General features: G+C 41.0%; 19 protein-coding genes, 1 tRNA gene and 1 rRNA gene. 1 reads left to right on the top strand and 20 read right to left on the bottom strand.

The genetic code is table 11. The annotated features are described in order from the left end of the window. Window positions 1-4: 4 nt before the first annotated feature. The 9 genes from DW793_RS10160 to DW793_RS10130 form a co-directional block, all read right to left on the bottom strand. On the bottom strand, window positions 5-2,962 hold the full coding sequence (locus DW793_RS10160) for a VirB4-like conjugal transfer ATPase, CD1110 family (protein WP_252969844.1): 2,958 nt from the start codon (window positions 2,960-2,962) through the stop codon (window positions 5-7). Continuing rightward, on the bottom strand, window positions 2,955-3,371 hold the full coding sequence (locus DW793_RS10155) for a PrgI family protein (protein WP_118157943.1): 417 nt from the start codon (window positions 3,369-3,371) through the stop codon (window positions 2,955-2,957). Before DW793_RS10155 ends, DW793_RS10160 begins: the two co-directional genes overlap by 8 nt. Next, window positions 3,364-3,492, bottom strand: coding sequence for a hypothetical protein (locus tag DW793_RS15685; RefSeq protein ID WP_290126982.1), 129 nt, complete (start codon window positions 3,490-3,492; stop codon window positions 3,364-3,366). Before DW793_RS15685 ends, DW793_RS10155 begins: the two co-directional genes overlap by 8 nt. 259 nt (window positions 3,493-3,751) lie before the next feature. Further along, window positions 3,752-4,540 (bottom strand): hypothetical protein, encoded by a 789-nt coding sequence (locus tag DW793_RS10150; protein ID WP_118157941.1) that lies wholly within the window; start codon window positions 4,538-4,540, stop codon window positions 3,752-3,754. Window positions 4,541-4,616: 76 nt separating this feature from the next. Then, the gene (locus DW793_RS10145) at window positions 4,617-5,072 is read right to left on the bottom strand and encodes a hypothetical protein (protein ID WP_181988342.1); all 456 of its coding nucleotides are present in this window, start codon (window positions 5,070-5,072) and stop codon (window positions 4,617-4,619) included. Between the two features lie 20 nt (window positions 5,073-5,092). Beyond that, window positions 5,093-7,336 (bottom strand): VirD4-like conjugal transfer protein, CD1115 family, encoded by a 2,244-nt coding sequence (locus DW793_RS10140; RefSeq protein ID WP_118157939.1) that lies wholly within the window; start codon window positions 7,334-7,336, stop codon window positions 5,093-5,095. Further along, window positions 7,333-7,494 (bottom strand): hypothetical protein, encoded by a 162-nt coding sequence (locus tag DW793_RS14675; protein WP_181988341.1) that lies wholly within the window; start codon window positions 7,492-7,494, stop codon window positions 7,333-7,335. Before DW793_RS14675 ends, DW793_RS10140 begins: the two co-directional genes overlap by 4 nt. Next, the gene (locus DW793_RS10135) at window positions 7,476-8,708 is read right to left on the bottom strand and encodes a DUF3801 domain-containing protein (protein ID WP_118157937.1); all 1,233 of its coding nucleotides are present in this window, start codon (window positions 8,706-8,708) and stop codon (window positions 7,476-7,478) included. The genes DW793_RS14675 and DW793_RS10135 overlap by 19 nt, the downstream gene beginning before the upstream one ends. Window positions 8,709-8,836: 128 nt before the next feature. Then, a complete protein-coding gene (locus DW793_RS10130) occupies window positions 8,837-9,304 on the bottom strand; it encodes a hypothetical protein (protein WP_118157935.1) in 468 nt (155 codons plus the stop codon). Window positions 9,305-9,812: 508 nt separating this feature from the next. On the opposite strand from DW793_RS10130, the gene DW793_RS10125 reads away from it, so the two are divergent. Continuing rightward, entirely contained in the window at window positions 9,813-10,145 is a 333-nt protein-coding gene (locus DW793_RS10125) for a helix-turn-helix domain-containing protein (protein WP_252969843.1), read from the top strand. 49 nt (window positions 10,146-10,194) lie between these two features. Here DW793_RS10125 and DW793_RS10120 read toward each other — a convergent pair whose 3' ends face one another. From DW793_RS10120 to rrf, 11 genes are all read right to left on the bottom strand, one after another. Continuing rightward, window positions 10,195-10,383 carry a cysteine-rich KTR domain-containing protein gene (locus DW793_RS10120; RefSeq protein ID WP_118157933.1) on the bottom strand — a complete coding sequence of 63 codons (189 nt, stop codon included), beginning with the start codon at window positions 10,381-10,383 and terminating at the stop codon, window positions 10,195-10,197. A gap of 41 nt (window positions 10,384-10,424) precedes the next feature. Further along, on the bottom strand, window positions 10,425-10,988 hold the full coding sequence (locus DW793_RS10115; protein WP_118157932.1) for an HD domain-containing protein: 564 nt from the start codon (window positions 10,986-10,988) through the stop codon (window positions 10,425-10,427). A gap of 31 nt (window positions 10,989-11,019) precedes the next feature. Then, complete coding sequence (locus tag DW793_RS10110) at window positions 11,020-11,166, bottom strand: cysteine-rich KTR domain-containing protein (protein WP_118157930.1); 147 nt, start codon at window positions 11,164-11,166, stop codon at window positions 11,020-11,022. Between the two features lie 18 nt (window positions 11,167-11,184). Then, entirely contained in the window at window positions 11,185-12,015 is an 831-nt protein-coding gene (locus DW793_RS10105; protein ID WP_118157928.1) for a hypothetical protein, read from the bottom strand. 12 nt (window positions 12,016-12,027) lie between these two features. After that, window positions 12,028-12,531, bottom strand: coding sequence for a hypothetical protein (locus DW793_RS10100; RefSeq protein ID WP_118157926.1), 504 nt, complete (start codon window positions 12,529-12,531; stop codon window positions 12,028-12,030). Further along, on the bottom strand, window positions 12,524-13,360 hold the full coding sequence (locus DW793_RS10095) for an AraC family transcriptional regulator (RefSeq protein WP_252969841.1): 837 nt from the start codon (window positions 13,358-13,360) through the stop codon (window positions 12,524-12,526). The genes DW793_RS10100 and DW793_RS10095 overlap by 8 nt, the downstream gene beginning before the upstream one ends. Window positions 13,361-13,462: 102 nt before the next feature. Next, on the bottom strand, window positions 13,463-14,467 hold the full coding sequence (locus DW793_RS10090) for a methyltransferase domain-containing protein (protein ID WP_252969840.1): 1,005 nt from the start codon (window positions 14,465-14,467) through the stop codon (window positions 13,463-13,465). Window positions 14,468-14,538: 71 nt separating this feature from the next. Further along, window positions 14,539-14,985 (bottom strand): NUDIX hydrolase, encoded by a 447-nt coding sequence (locus DW793_RS10085; protein ID WP_118157922.1) that lies wholly within the window; start codon window positions 14,983-14,985, stop codon window positions 14,539-14,541. 1 nt (window position 14,986) lies between these two features. Next, window positions 14,987-16,108: a helix-turn-helix domain-containing protein gene (locus tag DW793_RS10080; RefSeq protein ID WP_118157920.1), complete on the bottom strand. Its 1,122-nt coding sequence runs from the start codon at window positions 16,106-16,108 to the stop codon at window positions 14,987-14,989. A 213-nt stretch (window positions 16,109-16,321) separates the two neighbouring features. After that, window positions 16,322-16,397: transfer RNA gene (locus DW793_RS10075), tRNA-Asn, on the bottom strand. 45 nt (window positions 16,398-16,442) lie between these two features. Continuing rightward, a 5S ribosomal RNA gene (gene rrf, locus DW793_RS10070) occupies window positions 16,443-16,548 on the bottom strand; the annotation flags it as partial.

Here is a 16,548-nt window from a genome sequence, read left to right as displayed (position 1 = left end):
CCCTTTACTCTTTCTGTACTTCTTCAAGCTTTGTTGTCATAAGGTCGTACAGCTCATTATGCGGGAACTTGTCCTTGAACGGAATAATAGAACCGCCGCAACAGATAAGTCCGTGTCCGCTTTCACTGTTCGTTACATAGGCAAGAAGATTATCCGAAATGTTCAGAATTTTCGCAAGCTGAATACGGTCTGACGTTGCCTGATTGAGCATCATAACAAAGTCCGTATTTGACAGCATTGAGCGGGCAGTTTCAGACTTTAGCAAGTCCTCAACGTTCTGTGTGATACCCGTCGGAACACCGCCCCATTTTCTTGCTCTCTTGTAAAGTTCAAAGAGGAAGTTTGCAGAGTATTCATTTGCAAAGAGCAGATAAATTTCGTCCAAGTAAATCCAAGTACGCTTGCCCTTTGCACGGTTCATAGTAATTCTGTTCCATACATAGTCAAGAACAATCAGCATACCCAGCGTTTTAAGCTGCTTGCCGAGGTCTTTAATATCGTAGGAAACAACACGATTTGTTGTATTTACATTGGTCTTATGAGCAAACACATTCAGATTACCCTTGATATACAGCTCAAAGGAAAGTGCAAGACCCTGTGCTTCCTTTTCAGGCTGTGCTTTCAGATTATCGTAAAATTCCATAAGAGTAGGAATTCTTTCGGGGTTGAAGTCCTGCAAGTATTCCGCATAGGTGATATTAAGGCAGCGGTCAATGATAGTCTTTTCTTTTGCCGTAAGTCCCTGTTTTCCTACAAGGCACTCACAGAATGAAAGAATAAAGTCGGACTTCATAATGAGAGGACTTTCATCATCGGAATAATCCTTTGACATATCAAGCGGATTGATAAAGTTTGTTGAAGCAGGTGAAACATTGATGATTTCGCCGTTCAGAGCTTCCACAAGGTTTGTGTATTCTCGTTCAGGGTCAATGATGATAATGTCATCGTCCGTTGCAAGAAATACGTTAAGCATTTCTCGCTTCGCTGAAAAGCTCTTACCGGAACCGGGAGAGCCAAGAATGAAGCCATTGGGATTCTTCAGCATAAGTCTGTTGAAGATAATCATGTTATTTGAAAGTGCGTTCAGACCGTAATACATCCCGTTCTGCTGGGTTATCTCCTTTGCGGAAAACGGAAGAAATACCGCCGTACTTTCTGTTGTAAGGGTTCTGCGAATGTTGAGAGTGCAATTACCGAGAGGAAGAACGGATTGCAGACCCTTCTCCTGCTGAAATTTCAGCGTTGATATGGAACAGATATGCTTTCGCACAACCGCTTCAATAGTTTCGGTATTGTTCTCAAGCTCGTCAAAATCCTTTGCCGTAACCATAATGATTACATTGTTAAGGAACATTTTCTGATTTTTGGAACGGAGGTCATCAAGAAGTTCCTCGGCTTCAATAAGGCTGTGCTTCAAATCTTCATTGATTACATCGGAGGTGTATCCCGACTGAATTGCCTTTTTCTCTGCCTGCAATTTATTCGCTCTCATAGAGGTAAGCTGATGATTTACGATTTTCAGAGCCTTGTAAGGGTCAACGGGAGCAATGTTCACTGACACCATAACATCAAGGTTTGTATTTGCAATATCTGTAAGAAGATTATCCTTCAGACTTGCAGGCATATCCTTGATGAACATTGTACGGGCATACTTGTCATTCCACATAAAGTAATCCTTTTTGAACTCAAAATAATCGGGACAGCAGTACGCTCTTTCTGCCTGACGCTTAAAGTCTTTATCATTAAATTCACGTATTTTTTCATCAACATTTCTGAAAATATCCTTGAGAAGATTTATTCTCTCATTACTTGTGAGTGGTGTAATGATAGAACCGATTTTCTTGAAAGCGTTTGCAAGCTCCAAGTCGATAGTTACAAACTTTGCCTGCGCCGCTTCAATGTCAGCCGCCTGAACTGTTACGGTCAGATACTTGTTACGAATAATGCCGTTCTGTCCCTGTTCCATCTTCTCAACCAGCATATCATTGTAAACGTCAATATAGTGGTCGAAGCTGTCACCCTTGTGACGGAGCAGAACCATTTTATTGAAATTCTCTTTATTCACACGGTTGTTGTGAACCGTAATCTGAATGTCGGCGGAAGTGTCAAAGGTATTGATAACGGAACAGTATGCAAGGAAAATTGCTTCCTGTTCCTCCTGCTTGGCGATAGTGTAATTCACATCTTCAAAACGGTATGTCTTGCTGAATTTATTTTCATCAACCTTGAAAAGATACTTGTCGCAGACACGCTTATATGGGAGCGTCTTCTGCGTTGTTTTCGGTACAACACGCTTATTCTTTGTTCGCTTCTTTTTAGGCTTTTTACGCTTCTGCTTGTTAAGACGGATTGCGTCACGTTCCTTTGCAGAGAGCTGTGAAATATCGCTATCATCGGTCAACTTCTTCTTTTTGTTTTTCATAAAGTAGACAACCGCCGCAACTGCTGCACCGAACACACCTGCAAGAAGCAGGAAAGCCGCTATGCTGTTGCTCTGATTAGGAGCTTTTTCGGCAGCTTCGGGAACAACGGTAATTGCCGATGTTTCCGCAGAGGTAAGGGCTTCAAGAGTTGTAACCTCCGTTACCGTTTCGCTTACCCCTGTTTCCGACAAAACCGACGATACTGCTGCTTCTGTTTCCTCGGCTTCTGATTCTTCGGGAACTTCCGCAACTGCTGTAACTGCCATCTCTGTTTCTGCCTGCAAGGATAATTCTTCTGTATGCGTGAACTCATCACTATGTACCTCCGTTATAGTTGTAAGCTCCGTTTCGGGAGCAAGATATTCTGTTCTTGAATATACGGGAACCGACTTTTTTGTTTGTGCTTCCGCAGCTTTGGCGGTCGTTTCAGCCACCGTTGTCTGCCAAACCTTCGTCGTTGTTTCGGGTTCGTCTGCATATATTTCAACAGGAACTCCGTCTTCGTCAAGTATTTCATCTTCGTAAACAAAATTATCCACGTCTGATACCTGCCTTTCTTAAGAATCTCTTTAATGCCGATTTGCTTTCCTTTTCTTCAATTTCAGCCGCAAGCTCGTCCGATATGTATTCGTTGCGAAGCTCCATAAAAATCGGCTCGTAGGAATATACTCGCTTCTGCGACGTGAAATTGTGATATATGAACTCAACAGCGAACTGTTCAAAGGTCATATCATTGTAGCGGAAAAAGCCTGCAAGCATAAGCGGTGCGGCAATCAGAATTACAAGCCACGATAACGCTTCCTGCGGCAAATATTTATTGCCAAAGATATATAGTGGGACACAGATAAGGAGTGCCACGCCTGCACAAATGCATTGCCGAAGCGTTAAACCGAAAAACAGCTTTTCACGGTAGTTTTTAATCTCTTTCGGAATACGAATTTCAATCATAACTATCATTCCCCCAATCCTTTGTTGTCTGCCTTTCTTCCAACTTGGACAGCGTGTACGCAAGGTACACACCGCTTACCAAGCCGATGATTATAAAAGCGACAATAATCTCAAACATCATCGGAATACCCTCCTTTGACAGTTATTCAGGCTCTATTTCTCTTACGGCAGATAACACATACCGCCGTACAGATACCGCCTGTGATTACAGCAATTCCTACTGCAATCATTACAACAACACATCTCTTTTTCATCATAAAAGCTCCTTTCAGCTGACCCATTCCACGATTTTGCAGATTATATAATGGATATTGTTCCTGTAATAATCATCGTAATGGGGTAAATATCTTCGTAGCGAATTTTCATAGTATTATCCTTTGCTATGCACCGACAGCCTGCCTTGCCCATTGTCCGCTTTTAGCAACGCCCAATGCCAGAGCAAGTGCCGTTATTGTTATTCCCATTGAATCCGTTCCTCCCAGTAGTTCCGCAACCTGTGAAAAGGCGTAGAACATTACAATCACCACAAGTCCCTGCAAGCAGACAGCCGCATAGCTCTTGATGAAAGCCTTTGCACTATCGTGCCAGCCTTCACCTGCAAAGGTTGCAAGCGGAATAGGAGAAATTACGGTATATACGATAATTTCAAAAAGTCTGCCGATAAGGATAAGATTGATTACCCAGCAAGCTCCCATAAGAATAAGGAACGTTGGCATTGCTTCAAGATATTTCATAAGGTAGTTCAGGTTCAGAAATCCTGCATCAGCAGGCTGTGCAATAATAGCGTCTGTGTTGAACGATGACAGAAATCCGTAATTCGTTTCTCCCAACGTGTCCGCTATGTAATTAAAGCCGTTAAAGAGGATATCCATTATTCCTCTTGCGTTCTGAACGATTACCTTTGCAAGAATAAACTTGAAAAACAGCTTGAACACCTGTTCATAACTTTGTATTTTCAGAAGCATAGCGTCATTGCATAGCTGTATCGCAAAGAACATTGATACCAGTACAAGAGCTACACCCTCAACGGCTGTCATTGCCGTGTCGATTACCGTAATACTGCTGTCAAATGGAGATATTGTCAGGGCATTTATAGCGTTATCAAATGTGTAGTTTATTACGTCGAGCCAAGTTCTGACCCATTCTTCAATGGTTGCCCATTCAATCATTGTCCCTGTCAGCTCCTTTCAGTAAATTTCGGAAAAGCCTCTGCCACTGCGGAAGCTTCTCCGAAAAGGCTTGCACTTACGCTGTGAACATATCGTAAGCCTTTGCAACAGCGAATACAATGAAGCCTGAAGCAAGGCACATAAGACCTCTTGTCTTACCGTCGGCGGAATCGTCCTTGAAGCCCATTGCAAACTGAACAGCACCGATGAAGCCGATAACAAGACCGATTCTTGCTACCCAGTCAACGATAAACTCAACTACTGTGTTAAATGTTTCAACACCCTCGGAAGAGGCTCCGTCAGCCGCAAAACAGGTAATGCCCATACAGGACATCGCCATTGTTGCAGCCATAATACCTGTTGTAATTCTGCTGATTGAGCGCATTCTCTTTGCTTCACGCTGTTCGTCGGCAAGCTGATTATTAGGCGTGAAATCTTCCTTGAGATTGGTTTTCATCTTAATCTGCGTTCTCTTGATAGAAGCCTTGAAATCTGCGAACTTGTCCTTGATAAATGTAATAATTCTTCTCATATGTAAACTCCTCCATAAAATTAAATAACATCAAAACTGTCGAGATAGCTCTCGTCTGTTACCTCTGTAAAAGGCGGTTTCAAATTCGGCTCTGCCGTTACTACCATTTCGGTATTATCAAGATTTGCAGGCGCAAAGCCGTGCTTCGGGTCTTTTGGGAACTCCTTTGCACCGATGAACGTATGCACCTGATTGCCGATTATATCTTCAATGGTGACAGACTGCTCAAATTCTTGGTCGAGAGCTTCTTCACTTGAAGTTCTACGGTCTGATATTTCCGTTTTGATAACGAAATTGCCGCTTGTGCTTTCTGAATCCTCAACAGGTTCGGAATGTAAATCATCGTTTTTCTGCTCATCGTAATAGCCGTACTGCACCGTCTTTATGTCACTTATCAGGTAGGCATTATCCCTGTCCCAATCCTCCAACAGCTTGTAATTCGGGTGTTTTTCAATCACGAATTTATTGCAGAAAAACGGATAGATACCACGAACGAACAGAATACACTCGTTATCCTTCATAACCTTCAGCTCGTCCACTGTCATAAGCTCACGTTCCAAGATACCGTCGTTTTCAGAGGTAGAACCGTTTCTGCCCCTTGTACGGTTATGGGAACGGGTATCAATAGTTTCCTTGCCCAACGTTTTGGAAACGTGTTCAAGCGTAGTCGGCTCCTGACCGCCCAAAAATAACAGGCTGTCGCAGTTACCGAGTACGTTTTCCCAGCTATCCTTATACATCTTTTTAAGCTGCGAAAGGTTCTGAATAATGACATTTGCTGAAATTTCCATAGAACGCATTGTTGCCAATAACTCCTCAAATCGAGGAATAGTGCCGACATTTGCGAACTCATCCAGCAGACAGCGGACGTGAAAAGGAAGTCTGCCGCCGTGCTTGAAATTGGCTCTGTCATACAGAACATCGAAAAGCTGTGTGTACATCATCGCCGCCAAGAAATTGAATGTATCATCTGAAGACGGAATAATGATATACATTACGGTCTTTTCATCACCTATCATTTCAAGGTGAATGTTGTCACAGCAGGTCAAATCCATAACTTCGGGAATATTGAACGCCTGCAATCTTACCGCAGTAGAAATAAGGATAGATTTTGCTGTATCGCCTGCCGCTTTTTTGAAATCCTTGTAGTATTTCAGACACATATATCTGCTTGCAGGCTTTGCTGATTTTGCAAGGTCAATGAGGTTCAGGTTCTTGAACTGCTCATTGTGTTCGGCTTCTTCTGTCTGATATTTTTCGGGAAATTCAAGTGCGTCGAAGATAAGGTCAAGATCGGATTGATAATCGTCGCTACCCTCTTTCACCTCCGCTTTTTTCAGAAGCTTCATAACCTCAGAAAAATTCTGCATTGATTTATCCTCGCACTCAACAAGATAGAAACAGAGTGCCGCTAAAAGTGCCTTTGTGGAGTCATCCCAGAACTGATCGCCTCCACCGCCGCCCTCCTTTGAGGTATTCTTCATCAAGACGTTTACCATCTTGATTACAGCAGTTGCACTGTAATTTCCGTCAACATCATAAATGTAGTTGAACGGGTTGTAGTTGTGAGAATGAGCCATATCAATAAGGTTGAATACCTTTATTTTATAGCCGTAGCTCTCCAGCATTTTCCCCGTATAGCGAAGAAGCTCGCCTTTAGGGTCTGTGCAGACATAGCTTGTGTTTGACTGCATAAGGTTCGGCTTTACATAGAAACGGGATTTACCCGAACCTGAACCGCCGATTACCATAACATTAAGGTTTTTCCTCGTCTGCCTTGTGTTAAGCGACATTTTCACATCATTTGTAAGAATGATGTTATTGTCCATAACAAACTCGCCCTTTTTCGGCTTAGGCTGGTCACGGGGTTTCTTTTCACCCTTTTTCTTTTTAGGCGGCTTGTCCAGAAGCGAAGCTATTTCTTTCTTATTTGCCCACCTTGAAGAACCGTGTTCCTCACCCTTTCGGTGAAACTTCTTCTTGCCTGTTACTTTCATAAGGGTGTAAAGTCCGATACCGAAAGCAGTAAAAACAGGAAACATAACGGCATTCCCGCCAGCTTTGACCTGTTCAAAGACAAGCTCAGTATCCATAAGGGTTGTTTCCAAGCTGTTTGCAAGGTTATCAAAATCAACCTTGCCTTCCTCATCTGATGAAAGGTCAAAACACGCTCCCAGCGAAGCCGCAAAATAAATTACGAATACGGCAAGCACCGCATAAATGCTGATTGTAACGAAATCAGGTTTTTTTGCTACTCGGCTCATTTGCGTGACCCCCTATCCAGCTTCTTATGCTTGATAGCGTCGGCTGTCAACGCTGCCTTTGCTTTAGCCTTTTTCAGCAGATTATTCACAATAGTCTGCTTTTTCGCTTTGTCGATAATTCTTTCAGCCTTTGCCGCTGTCATTCCAAAGCTGTCCATAAGCTGTTTTTTCGCCGTTCTCTGTCAGACAAATCAAGTCTGACTACCGTAGAACCGCCACGCACCGTAAATGCGGATTGTGTTTCACGCTCAATAAGGTACTCTTTGAACTGAACCTGCTTCGGCTCATCGACAAATCCTAGCCTTTCAGCTTTTGTCATAATCGCCTTGACCGTTTCCGTATCCTCAACCTTTAAATGCTGACGGATACTTTTTTCAATCTCGGCTCTGTCACGTGTGTTTGCAGAAAGGACAACAAAATGCCCTCGCTCATCGGTAATGGTGAGCTTCAGAGTATCTTCCTCCTGAAACTGCATTTTCGCAAATGAGAACTTATCCGTCAGAACATTCTCGTTTTCAAACTTGATGTCCTTTTCGTAATAAGCCATCTGCTCAAGCTGTTTTGAACCGCTTAAATAGTATCCAAGCTGTTGGTCTGACAGCTTTGCGGTAAGTGCGTTCGCCGCTTCAACCGCTTTGACCTGACTAAACCCAAGCCGTTCCTGCAAGACACGTTCCACTTTGGATTTCGTACAGAAATTCATCGTTACCTTTTTGCCCTGCTCGGTATCGCTGAATGTGATTTTCAGCTTTCCTTTGGAATCTTTCTGCACATCAATTTCGGTTTTGGCAAGCTCGCTGTGGAGCTTTTTGAAATTCTCCACAGCCGCTTCCATCTGCTTTTCGTAAGCAACACCGAAAATGCACTTTACTCCGTTCTGAGTTTCCATAAAATTCACAGGTATGTCGTGGTCTGAACAATACATTTGGAAACCCTCAACCTGTTCCTTTTCAATGGTAATCATACGCTCGGTCTGTTCAGGCTGTTTCAGCTTCTCTCGGACAATATCCTGAACTATGGCATTTACCGCTTCCTTATCCTTCACATTGAAGAAAAGTGAAAGCGTGTTTTCCTTTCCGTGTTCCTGTATCGCCGCAACAGGAATGTCCATTTCTTTTGCCCGTTTGAGAAACCCTCCGTAATCGTCTTTTGCAAAGGATGGGAGCATTGTTACTTCGCCGCCCTCTTTCAGCTTTTGGTATGTCACCTCGCCACCTGACAAAACCTGCTGTTTTTCGGACTGCTTCAGTCGTGCAGCTTCTCGTTCCTTTTCGATTGCAACCTTGAGTATATCCAAAAGGATTTCGGTTGCCTTTGAAACGATTTGCGTTGACACGCTTACGCCTGCACTTGCTACATCATCTCCGTGCATATTCTCTGCCTCCCTTCTGAGTGGTATGTGAAAGGAGCAGATTAACCCCTTTCACATATTCGGGTCACTTAGAGGGTGTTTTTATAACCCAAAGAAAAAGATTTGTAGCAAATTATAAATTGAAATGATTATTCAAGGCCATAATTGTACAACTTCGCCATTATCTCCTTAAATGTTCGTATACTTTTTGAAACTGCTGCTTGTGATACACCTTCAAGCTCTGCAATCTCTGCTTCCGTGAATTTATGCAGATAATACATCATCCCACGCTTGTAAACCTTATCGTCGAAAAACTGTTTAAGGTATTCCAAGTACATATCGCTATGTATACCCTCATCAGGAGCCTGTGTCACCATTCCCAGCTTCGCTTCGTAATCCTCATTGCCGAGATAGATTTTCTTCAATCCGTGCCTGCGTTCTCGAGAACGCTGTCTTTCAGTTTCTCTGCGAGCTGCCTCGAAAACCTCCAGCACATCATCTTCAACGATAACCGTAGTTTCATGTGAACAGTTATTTTTATATACACTTGCGAGAACAAGGCAGTTTTTACCGTCCTCGGTCTTATATACTTCAACTTTGATTTCTTCATCTGACATAGTCGTTTCCTCCGAAATTTTGAATTTTTGTGTGAATCAAAATTTCGGATCGGAGGAGAACGACATCGTTCCATACCTTTTAAATACGGAAAAACAAAAAATCCCCTGTCATACGGTATAAACCGCATAACAGGAGATAATGCTAATATTTCATTATAAATCTGAACGCATAGTTCAGTATGAATGCTCACGAATCCCGTAGCAAAAGCTACTCTTTTTTTGAGCAATCAATATTTACTTTTATGCCTATAAGATACGCTTGTATTCGCTGCTTAAAACAGGCAGCGAAATGCAGAAACTACTCCAGCACATAAAAAAACCTCCAGTCCAAAAACTGAACTGAAGGAATTAAGACAGCAAAATGCTCCTCGTCACAATTCAGTTTTTTTTGACGAGGTAATTTGCATATTCCATTTTGAACCAACAGTACACTTTAACACAGAACCTCTATGCCATTATAATTTCGACAGATTTCTGTATAATTATATACAGCGGAGGTGAACTGCAAGTGCATACTGAACCTGAAACACTCGGTAAAATCATCAAAGCCGCACGACAGCGTTCCGAACTCACAATGGAGGAGCTTGCAGAACGCATAGGCATTACCGAGCGATATTTGTATAGAATTGAAAATGAGGGCAAAAAGCCAAGCTACGATATTCTTTACAAGTTAATCCGAGAGTTGTCCATTTCACCGGACTTGATTTTCTACCCCGAGAAACCGTCCAAAGAATCCGAGGTAGAAAATCTTATCCGTATGCTTTACACCTGCGATGAGCGTTCTCTGGAAGTCGTCAAAGCAACTGCTAAAGCCTTGATTGGTACAGCTTCAGAAAAGTAACTGCGTACATACCAAACAAAAAGAGCCGATGAACTGTGGTTTCTCACGTTCATCGGCTCTGCACCTTTGTGTCTGGCTCTTTGATAACTGTAACTTTTAAATTTTTAGCTTCAACTAAATGCTCATGCTTACACTTCGGACAGTAGAGAGGATAGTTTATAAGAACTGTGTCCTCTCTTATTCGGTCACGGGTTTTGCCGCCACAGGTTGGGCATAGGAGCCATTCTGTGTTTTGCATAAGGTGTTCTCCTTTAATACTGCTCACTAAATTGGAATTTGTCAAAACAATTCATAGATATTTTCTTTAACTTTGTCATCAAAATATTCTTTTAAATCAAGTATTGCTTTCCACTTACTTATCGTAGTATCTTTAAACCCAAATTTTATTACACTACTCACCATCTTTTTTTCCGCATAACAATACCCATTTGATAAAGACAATGCATCGCACAACTGAATCAACCTATCATAGTCATCATAAATAATATTGTTCAAATAATCTCTTATAAATTGTTTTTCTTCATAAGTGCAGTCCCACCTATCATAAATCCCATCAACATCTTTGTATTGGAAAGTATGTGTTAAGCAAATTCTCGCACCCTCTTCAAATCCTACATCATTTAAAAAACGATAACCTTCCAACGTATGACGAGCTTCCATATTTCCATTTCTTCTTCCTATATCATGAAGCAACCCTAGAATATATGCTTTTTCGCTATCTAGTCCCATCTTATCTGCTATTTTTTCTGCTAAACATGCCACATTATAGGAATGTCTTACCCAAGCTCCATCATTCATATTTTGAGCTTCTTCCAAAATTTTTTCCGCTGTAATTCTATCCATACATTACCTCTACAAATTCTAATTTATCATTTTACTCTATAATTTTTAAGTGCATTAAATGCCCCTGCTTGCATTTCGGACAGTAGAGAGGATAGTTTATAAGAATTGTATCCTGTCTTATTCTGTCACGGGTTTTACCACCGCAGGTTGGGCATAGGCTCCATTCTGTATTATTCATATAGCACCTCAAATACTACTAAAAAAGGCACATAATTTTCTCAATTCTCTCTGTACAATCCGCCTCACGAGTCTCGCTTTTTCTCCAATTATCAGACAGTGGAAAATACAACTTGTCATTGACTGACTTGCCCATATCCCACTTGCCATTTTCGTTGCGGTTGGCATTCAGCCAATCTGAAACAAAATTCAGCTTGTGACGAGTATGTTTGTATTTGACAAGCAGTTCGATTGCACCGAGATATCTGCTTGCTTTTTTGCTCTGAAACTCCTGCGGAGGAACAGTAAGCTTACTATCGTAAATATAGTAGATACCTTTATCGAAATTCAGAATATGCTCAATAAAAGCATTCTCCGTTTTCTCATCAAGGCAATCACACAAAAGTGATACAGGGTAGTAATTTTCAATTCCTATAATTCTTCCGCCGTTTGGTTTCAGAATGTTTTTGTAGGCTTCAACATATTTATCATAATTATAGCTGCCATCCGTAAATGCGACTGTTATAATCTCTGCCCACTGTTCAGCAACCTTATTTGCAACAGGGTTATCCTTTGTAAATCTTCTTATACCCGTAGAAAGTATCAGCGATAAAAACACATTCCAATCGTGAACCTTTTCAACTCTATCGGGAATAGTATTTTTTCCGACAAGACAATCGCTCATATACTGAACAGCTTTCTGAATACACTCGTCCTCAATAGTATAGCCGAGCGATTCAAGTCTGCGGATAGCTTGTTCTGTTGTGATTCGGGAATTGCCTGCAACAGCAAGGGAATGATAATCGCCCCAACTGCCGTCGGCATTCTGCCATTCTATTATTTGTTTCGCCCATTTGCCGTTTTTGTGCATAATTAGCTCCAATCATTCTACATAGTAGCAGTAGTCCATAATAACATTTCCTTTTTCGTCAGGAGTAGTGTAACGTGGACACAGACAGTTTTCAAAAGACCATACACCGTCGTTTTTATCTTTCCAAAGCCTCATACCATTACTTACAATAGCACTATAACATCCGCTTGTATCGTGTACATCTTCTTCCTTTCCATAAATCCAGCAAGTGCCCAGACCTACAGCAGGGAAATCAACATATTCAAAACCATCTGGAACAACAGTATCAGCAGGTGTGAACATACCAATCCAATATTCAAATGACTGTCCGTCACAGCGTCGTTCAAGACCTACATATCCCGCACCATTTTCCCATATTTTGAGGATAGTGTCAGCACCACCCATAGCTTTTTCAATTTCGTCAAACCAACCGTTTGCAAACCAATCACCCCACCAACCGCCGAAATCAGGATATTTCTTTCCTATAAAACGCATTGCGGGAACGCTTTCTTTAAATGTTTTAATAATTTCAGCCATTTTCTTTCTCCTTTTCTAACGGAACATAAATCCGTTCTGAATATTTTTTGCTTGCTTCTACATAAACCTCAAACTCATAACCATTTCCCCTGCGGTATCCGCTTTTGGGCAGCCATTCGTTGTATATCCAATCCCAAGTTCGATGAATTGTATTGACAAAATCGTGCTGTGTTGCTGGCGTAGTATCAAAAACGGCATACAAACCCTCCGAAACATCAAGCTTGACCGTTCCTGTGATATCACCTCTAACAAATTCCTCGCATATTCCTATATAATAATCAAGACGATTCTTGTCGGGATTCCACTTCATTGCTCCATAATCCTCGACCACCATGCCACCCGAAAGCAATTCAGAACGTTTTTCTGCATTGTACTTATTCCAAAAGCTTGCAGGTAAATCCTCATCACAAGGATAAACAATCAAGGAAAACTTGTTCATATACATCATAGATATATCCGGGTGCGGTTCTGTAATATTAAAGCTAAAGGGTTGGAATAGCCTTAAACTGCAATTTGCAGTTTTAAATTCAGTCGGTAGTATTCTATGCTCATTTTTAAAAGCACGGGTAAAATTCTCTTTGGAATTAAAGCCATACTCAAAAGCTATATCCGATATGGGACGGTTTTCATCACCAATACGGCGCACTATCTCTGAAATACGACGTTTGCGTATGTAATCAGCAGGTGTAAGGCGAACACACTTACGGAACAAACGAAGAAAATGGTACTCTGAATATCCTGCAATTTTTGCAAGAGTTGTATTATCCAGTTCGTCCTTTAAATTTGCTTCGATATAATCTATTGTGCGTTGAATGTGTATTTGTTCCATAATCGTTCCTCCGCATTTATTATACCACTTTTTGTTTTAGGAGGGTTGATAAAAATTGCGATTTTAATAATTATGTATCATTTACCAAACAAAACAGTCCTATCACTTCACTCCTACCCTCATACGATAGCAAAAGCTCACTTTATCCATTCCCTTGTCAAAAATCTTATATATCGCCTTTTGAAAGGTAAGATAATCTTTTTCAATAAGTTCGGGAGCAAGTTTAAGAATAGTCTGTAAGCTGCCTTGACTTTGTGCCAAAGCCAAAAAGCGTTCAACATTGCAATCCTCGCAGTTGTCAAATACAATCTCCCTGCAATATCTGAAATAATCGCTTTCAATCATATTTTTTAAATGCTTGTTTTTATCCCATCGGTGAAAGGTTTTGCAGATTTCATTGTGTTCTTCCTCTATAACTCTCACTTTGTTGAATAAGTTCATATATGTGATTTCTGCATCAATGTTGCATACAGGCGGCCAATCGCAATCAATAACAGCAAAAATGCCGTCATCTTTCAAAATTCGATTGACTTCCGTAAGCGTATCAGCGGGATTCATCCAATGAAATGCCTGTGAGCAGAACACAACATCTACGCTATTATCAGGCAGACCTGTATAATCAGAATACGCCTTGATGAACGATACAGTATTATTCGACTTTGTTTTTGCAATACTTAACATATCATCACTCGGGTCAATGCCGATGATTTTGCCGCATTTGTTCTCCCAAATCAATGTTGAAAGACCTGTGCCGCAACCTAAATCCACAACAGTATCAGGCATTCTTCCGAGATACTCGGATATTATCTCAACTGAATGAACAGGAACTGTCGGGCGGCTGTTTTCGTATATGTCTGCAAAGCCAATAAACCTTTCTGCATTTATTTCAGCGGTTGTATCGTCAGTATTGTGAGCTGTTGTAAGCAAGTGATTAAGCGATATACCGAACATTTTTGAAATCTGTTTCAGCGTTTCAAGATTTGGTGTTGTATCTCCGTTCTCCCATCGTGAAACAGCCTGTCTTGTAACGAAAAGAGCCTGTGCCATTTCATCCTGCGTCATATTGACATTTTGACGGAGTTCTTTGATTATTTCAGCTGTTGTCATATCATCACCTCGTAAGCTCATTATATTCGACAAATGAGTGCAAGTCAAGCAACAACTTGTTGCGAAATTGGTTAAGCGAGATTATCAACTGAATACATCCACCGATTTTTACGGCAATCAACAGCAGGTATCACCTTACCGCATAACGCTGTCTGAATAAGCGTTTTAGCGGTGTCTGTTACCAGCGGATTTGAAAGAGCCTCATCTATATCCATAAACAAAGCTTCATCGTTTTCCTCTGTATTTGCACAAGGCTCGCCCTCGACATAATCAGCCTTGAAAACCATATACCACTCATTACTACGACAGCGAACAGCAATCATTCCCACAGGCGAAATCTTTACACCTGTTTCTTCAAAGACCTCACGAACTGCAGCTTCTTCAGGCAGCTCTCCGTCTTTCAAAAATCCTCCCGGATTCAGATACTTGCCATTAGCACTGCCATAGTTATGCTTTACAAGCAAAACCTTTGAATCCTTTATCACTATAACACCAACCGATAAGCTGTAATTATCCATTTCAAGCTCTCCTTTTCCAACCAAAAGTTATTGTCTTACCTTTGAAACGTGTAAAAGCAACTTCGCTTTTGTTATTTTCAAGGTAATTGCATATCTTGTTTGTTTTACCAACATACGATTCTGCTTCATTTCTTGTCATACCGTGATTGATGAGCCTTTCAACAGCTTCCTCAACATCTGAATACCATAAACTTTTAGAATCAATAAAATCGTTGATTTTGGTATCATAATCACTCTGTTCCGGACAAACAAAAGATACCTTATCGCTCATACGAATATCAATATCTGATAAGCCAAGCCCACGCATAACATAGGCATTTCTCATAGCGGCAGCATAATCTCTTTTAGAATTTTCAAGTTCAGCTTTCCAATGCTTTATTGCTCCACTATGGTCACATAAATCTCCGTAATCCATACCGTCAATATACAAACCACAGCACTCAATTTCACGGTTGGTATCAATACATATAACAAGACCACCGTCAATCGCCGCATTTATCATCTTGCTTATGAATGCTTTGGAATCACCGATATGACGGAGTACAGACTGGCACATTACAATATCGAATTTATCTATGAAATTACTTTCAAGAAAATCGCCTTTTAAAATCCTCCCGTTAATATTATATTTTTCAAACAATTTTTCAGCCTGTTCAGTTAAGGACGATGAGAAATCTATGCCCGTATAGCTACTGCCTTCGGGTAAGTATTTCATCAACATCGGAGCGAAATGTGCATATCCACACCCACAATCAAGTACGTTGACAGGATTATCAATTTTCCATACCTCACGAATGAGAAAACCAAGGTAATCATTATTCCAGCTTTCATTCCTTGAACGCATAATATATTCAAAATGATTATCCCAAAACTTTTCAGAGTCGGTTTCTTCAGAGGAATAGACATCGCCCTTCAAAGGTTTTATTCCTAACAGCTCATCAATAGAAACCTCAAAGAAAGCTGCGAGTACGGGAAGTACAGTTATATCAGGCATAGTTATACCGTTTTCCCACTTACTTATTGTCTGAAAGGAAGTGCCGACAAATTCAGCAAGCTCCCCCTGTGTTATATGCTTTGCTTTTCTTAAATCCGATAAACGAAAATTTATAACTGTTTTGTCCATTATATCCCTCCTATGTGTTTATCAACAGTATATCATATCAAGAATATAAAATCTATACCCAATACAGTTAGTTTTTTCGCTTCTAAAGCGAATTTAATTTTAAAAGAACAAAAACCGCCCGAACTCATAAAAATTCGGACGGTTACAATATCATAAATAAACAACAAATCCGAACACATTCTTAGTAACGAAAGTGTTCGGATTATGCGTTATTGGCTCCCCCTGTTGGACTCGAACCAACGACCCTTCGGTTAACAGCCGAATGCTCTACCGACTGAGCTAAGGAGGAATATGACTAAACAGAGAAGAATAATATCTTCTCTGTTTAGTAAGGTGTCGGCAGCACCCTATCTTACCGGGACGTTACCATCCAAGTATTTTCGGCGAAGAAGAGCTTAACTACTGTGTTCGGCATGGGAACAGGTGTGACCTCAACTCAA

It is taken from the genome of Ruminococcus sp. AM31-15AC, from assembly GCF_003462045.1.
GTDB classification, from domain to species: Bacteria; Bacillota; Clostridia; order Oscillospirales; family Ruminococcaceae; genus Hominimerdicola; species Hominimerdicola aceti.
The sequence above is the reverse complement of the archived record's forward strand: the minus strand, read 5'-3'. Positions and strand labels throughout refer to the sequence as shown.

What these genes read in the sequence shown, in the direction of transcription:
- DW793_RS10155 (WP_118157943.1), bottom strand. Translation starts at nt 3,371, where the DNA reads ATGATTGAAATTCGTATTCCGAAAGAGATTAAAAACTACCGTGAAAAG.
- DW793_RS15685 (WP_290126982.1), bottom strand. Translation starts at nt 3,492, where the DNA reads ATGATGTTTGAGATTATTGTCGCTTTTATAATCATCGGCTTGGTAAGC.
- DW793_RS10150 (WP_118157941.1), bottom strand. Translation starts at nt 4,540, where the DNA reads ATGATTGAATGGGCAACCATTGAAGAATGGGTCAGAACTTGGCTCGAC.
- DW793_RS10145 (WP_181988342.1), bottom strand. Translation starts at nt 5,072, where the DNA reads ATGAGAAGAATTATTACATTTATCAAGGACAAGTTCGCAGATTTCAAG.
- DW793_RS10140 (WP_118157939.1), bottom strand. Translation starts at nt 7,336, where the DNA reads ATGAGCCGAGTAGCAAAAAAACCTGATTTCGTTACAATCAGCATTTAT.
- DW793_RS14675 (WP_181988341.1), bottom strand. Translation starts at nt 7,494, where the DNA reads ATGGACAGCTTTGGAATGACAGCGGCAAAGGCTGAAAGAATTATCGAC.
- DW793_RS10135 (WP_118157937.1), bottom strand. Translation starts at nt 8,708, where the DNA reads ATGCACGGAGATGATGTAGCAAGTGCAGGCGTAAGCGTGTCAACGCAA.
- DW793_RS10130 (WP_118157935.1), bottom strand. Translation starts at nt 9,304, where the DNA reads ATGTCAGATGAAGAAATCAAAGTTGAAGTATATAAGACCGAGGACGGT.
- DW793_RS10120 (WP_118157933.1), bottom strand. Translation starts at nt 10,383, where the DNA reads ATGCAAAACACAGAATGGCTCCTATGCCCAACCTGTGGCGGCAAAACC.
- DW793_RS10115 (WP_118157932.1), bottom strand. Translation starts at nt 10,988, where the DNA reads ATGGATAGAATTACAGCGGAAAAAATTTTGGAAGAAGCTCAAAATATG.
- DW793_RS10110 (WP_118157930.1), bottom strand. Translation starts at nt 11,166, where the DNA reads ATGAATAATACAGAATGGAGCCTATGCCCAACCTGCGGTGGTAAAACC.
- DW793_RS10105 (WP_118157928.1), bottom strand. Translation starts at nt 12,015, where the DNA reads ATGCACAAAAACGGCAAATGGGCGAAACAAATAATAGAATGGCAGAAT.
- DW793_RS10100 (WP_118157926.1), bottom strand. Translation starts at nt 12,531, where the DNA reads ATGGCTGAAATTATTAAAACATTTAAAGAAAGCGTTCCCGCAATGCGT.
- DW793_RS10095 (WP_252969841.1), bottom strand. Translation starts at nt 13,360, where the DNA reads ATGGAACAAATACACATTCAACGCACAATAGATTATATCGAAGCAAAT.
- DW793_RS10090 (WP_252969840.1), bottom strand. Translation starts at nt 14,467, where the DNA reads ATGACAACAGCTGAAATAATCAAAGAACTCCGTCAAAATGTCAATATG.
- DW793_RS10085 (WP_118157922.1), bottom strand. Translation starts at nt 14,985, where the DNA reads ATGGATAATTACAGCTTATCGGTTGGTGTTATAGTGATAAAGGATTCA.
- DW793_RS10080 (WP_118157920.1), bottom strand. Translation starts at nt 16,108, where the DNA reads ATGGACAAAACAGTTATAAATTTTCGTTTATCGGATTTAAGAAAAGCA.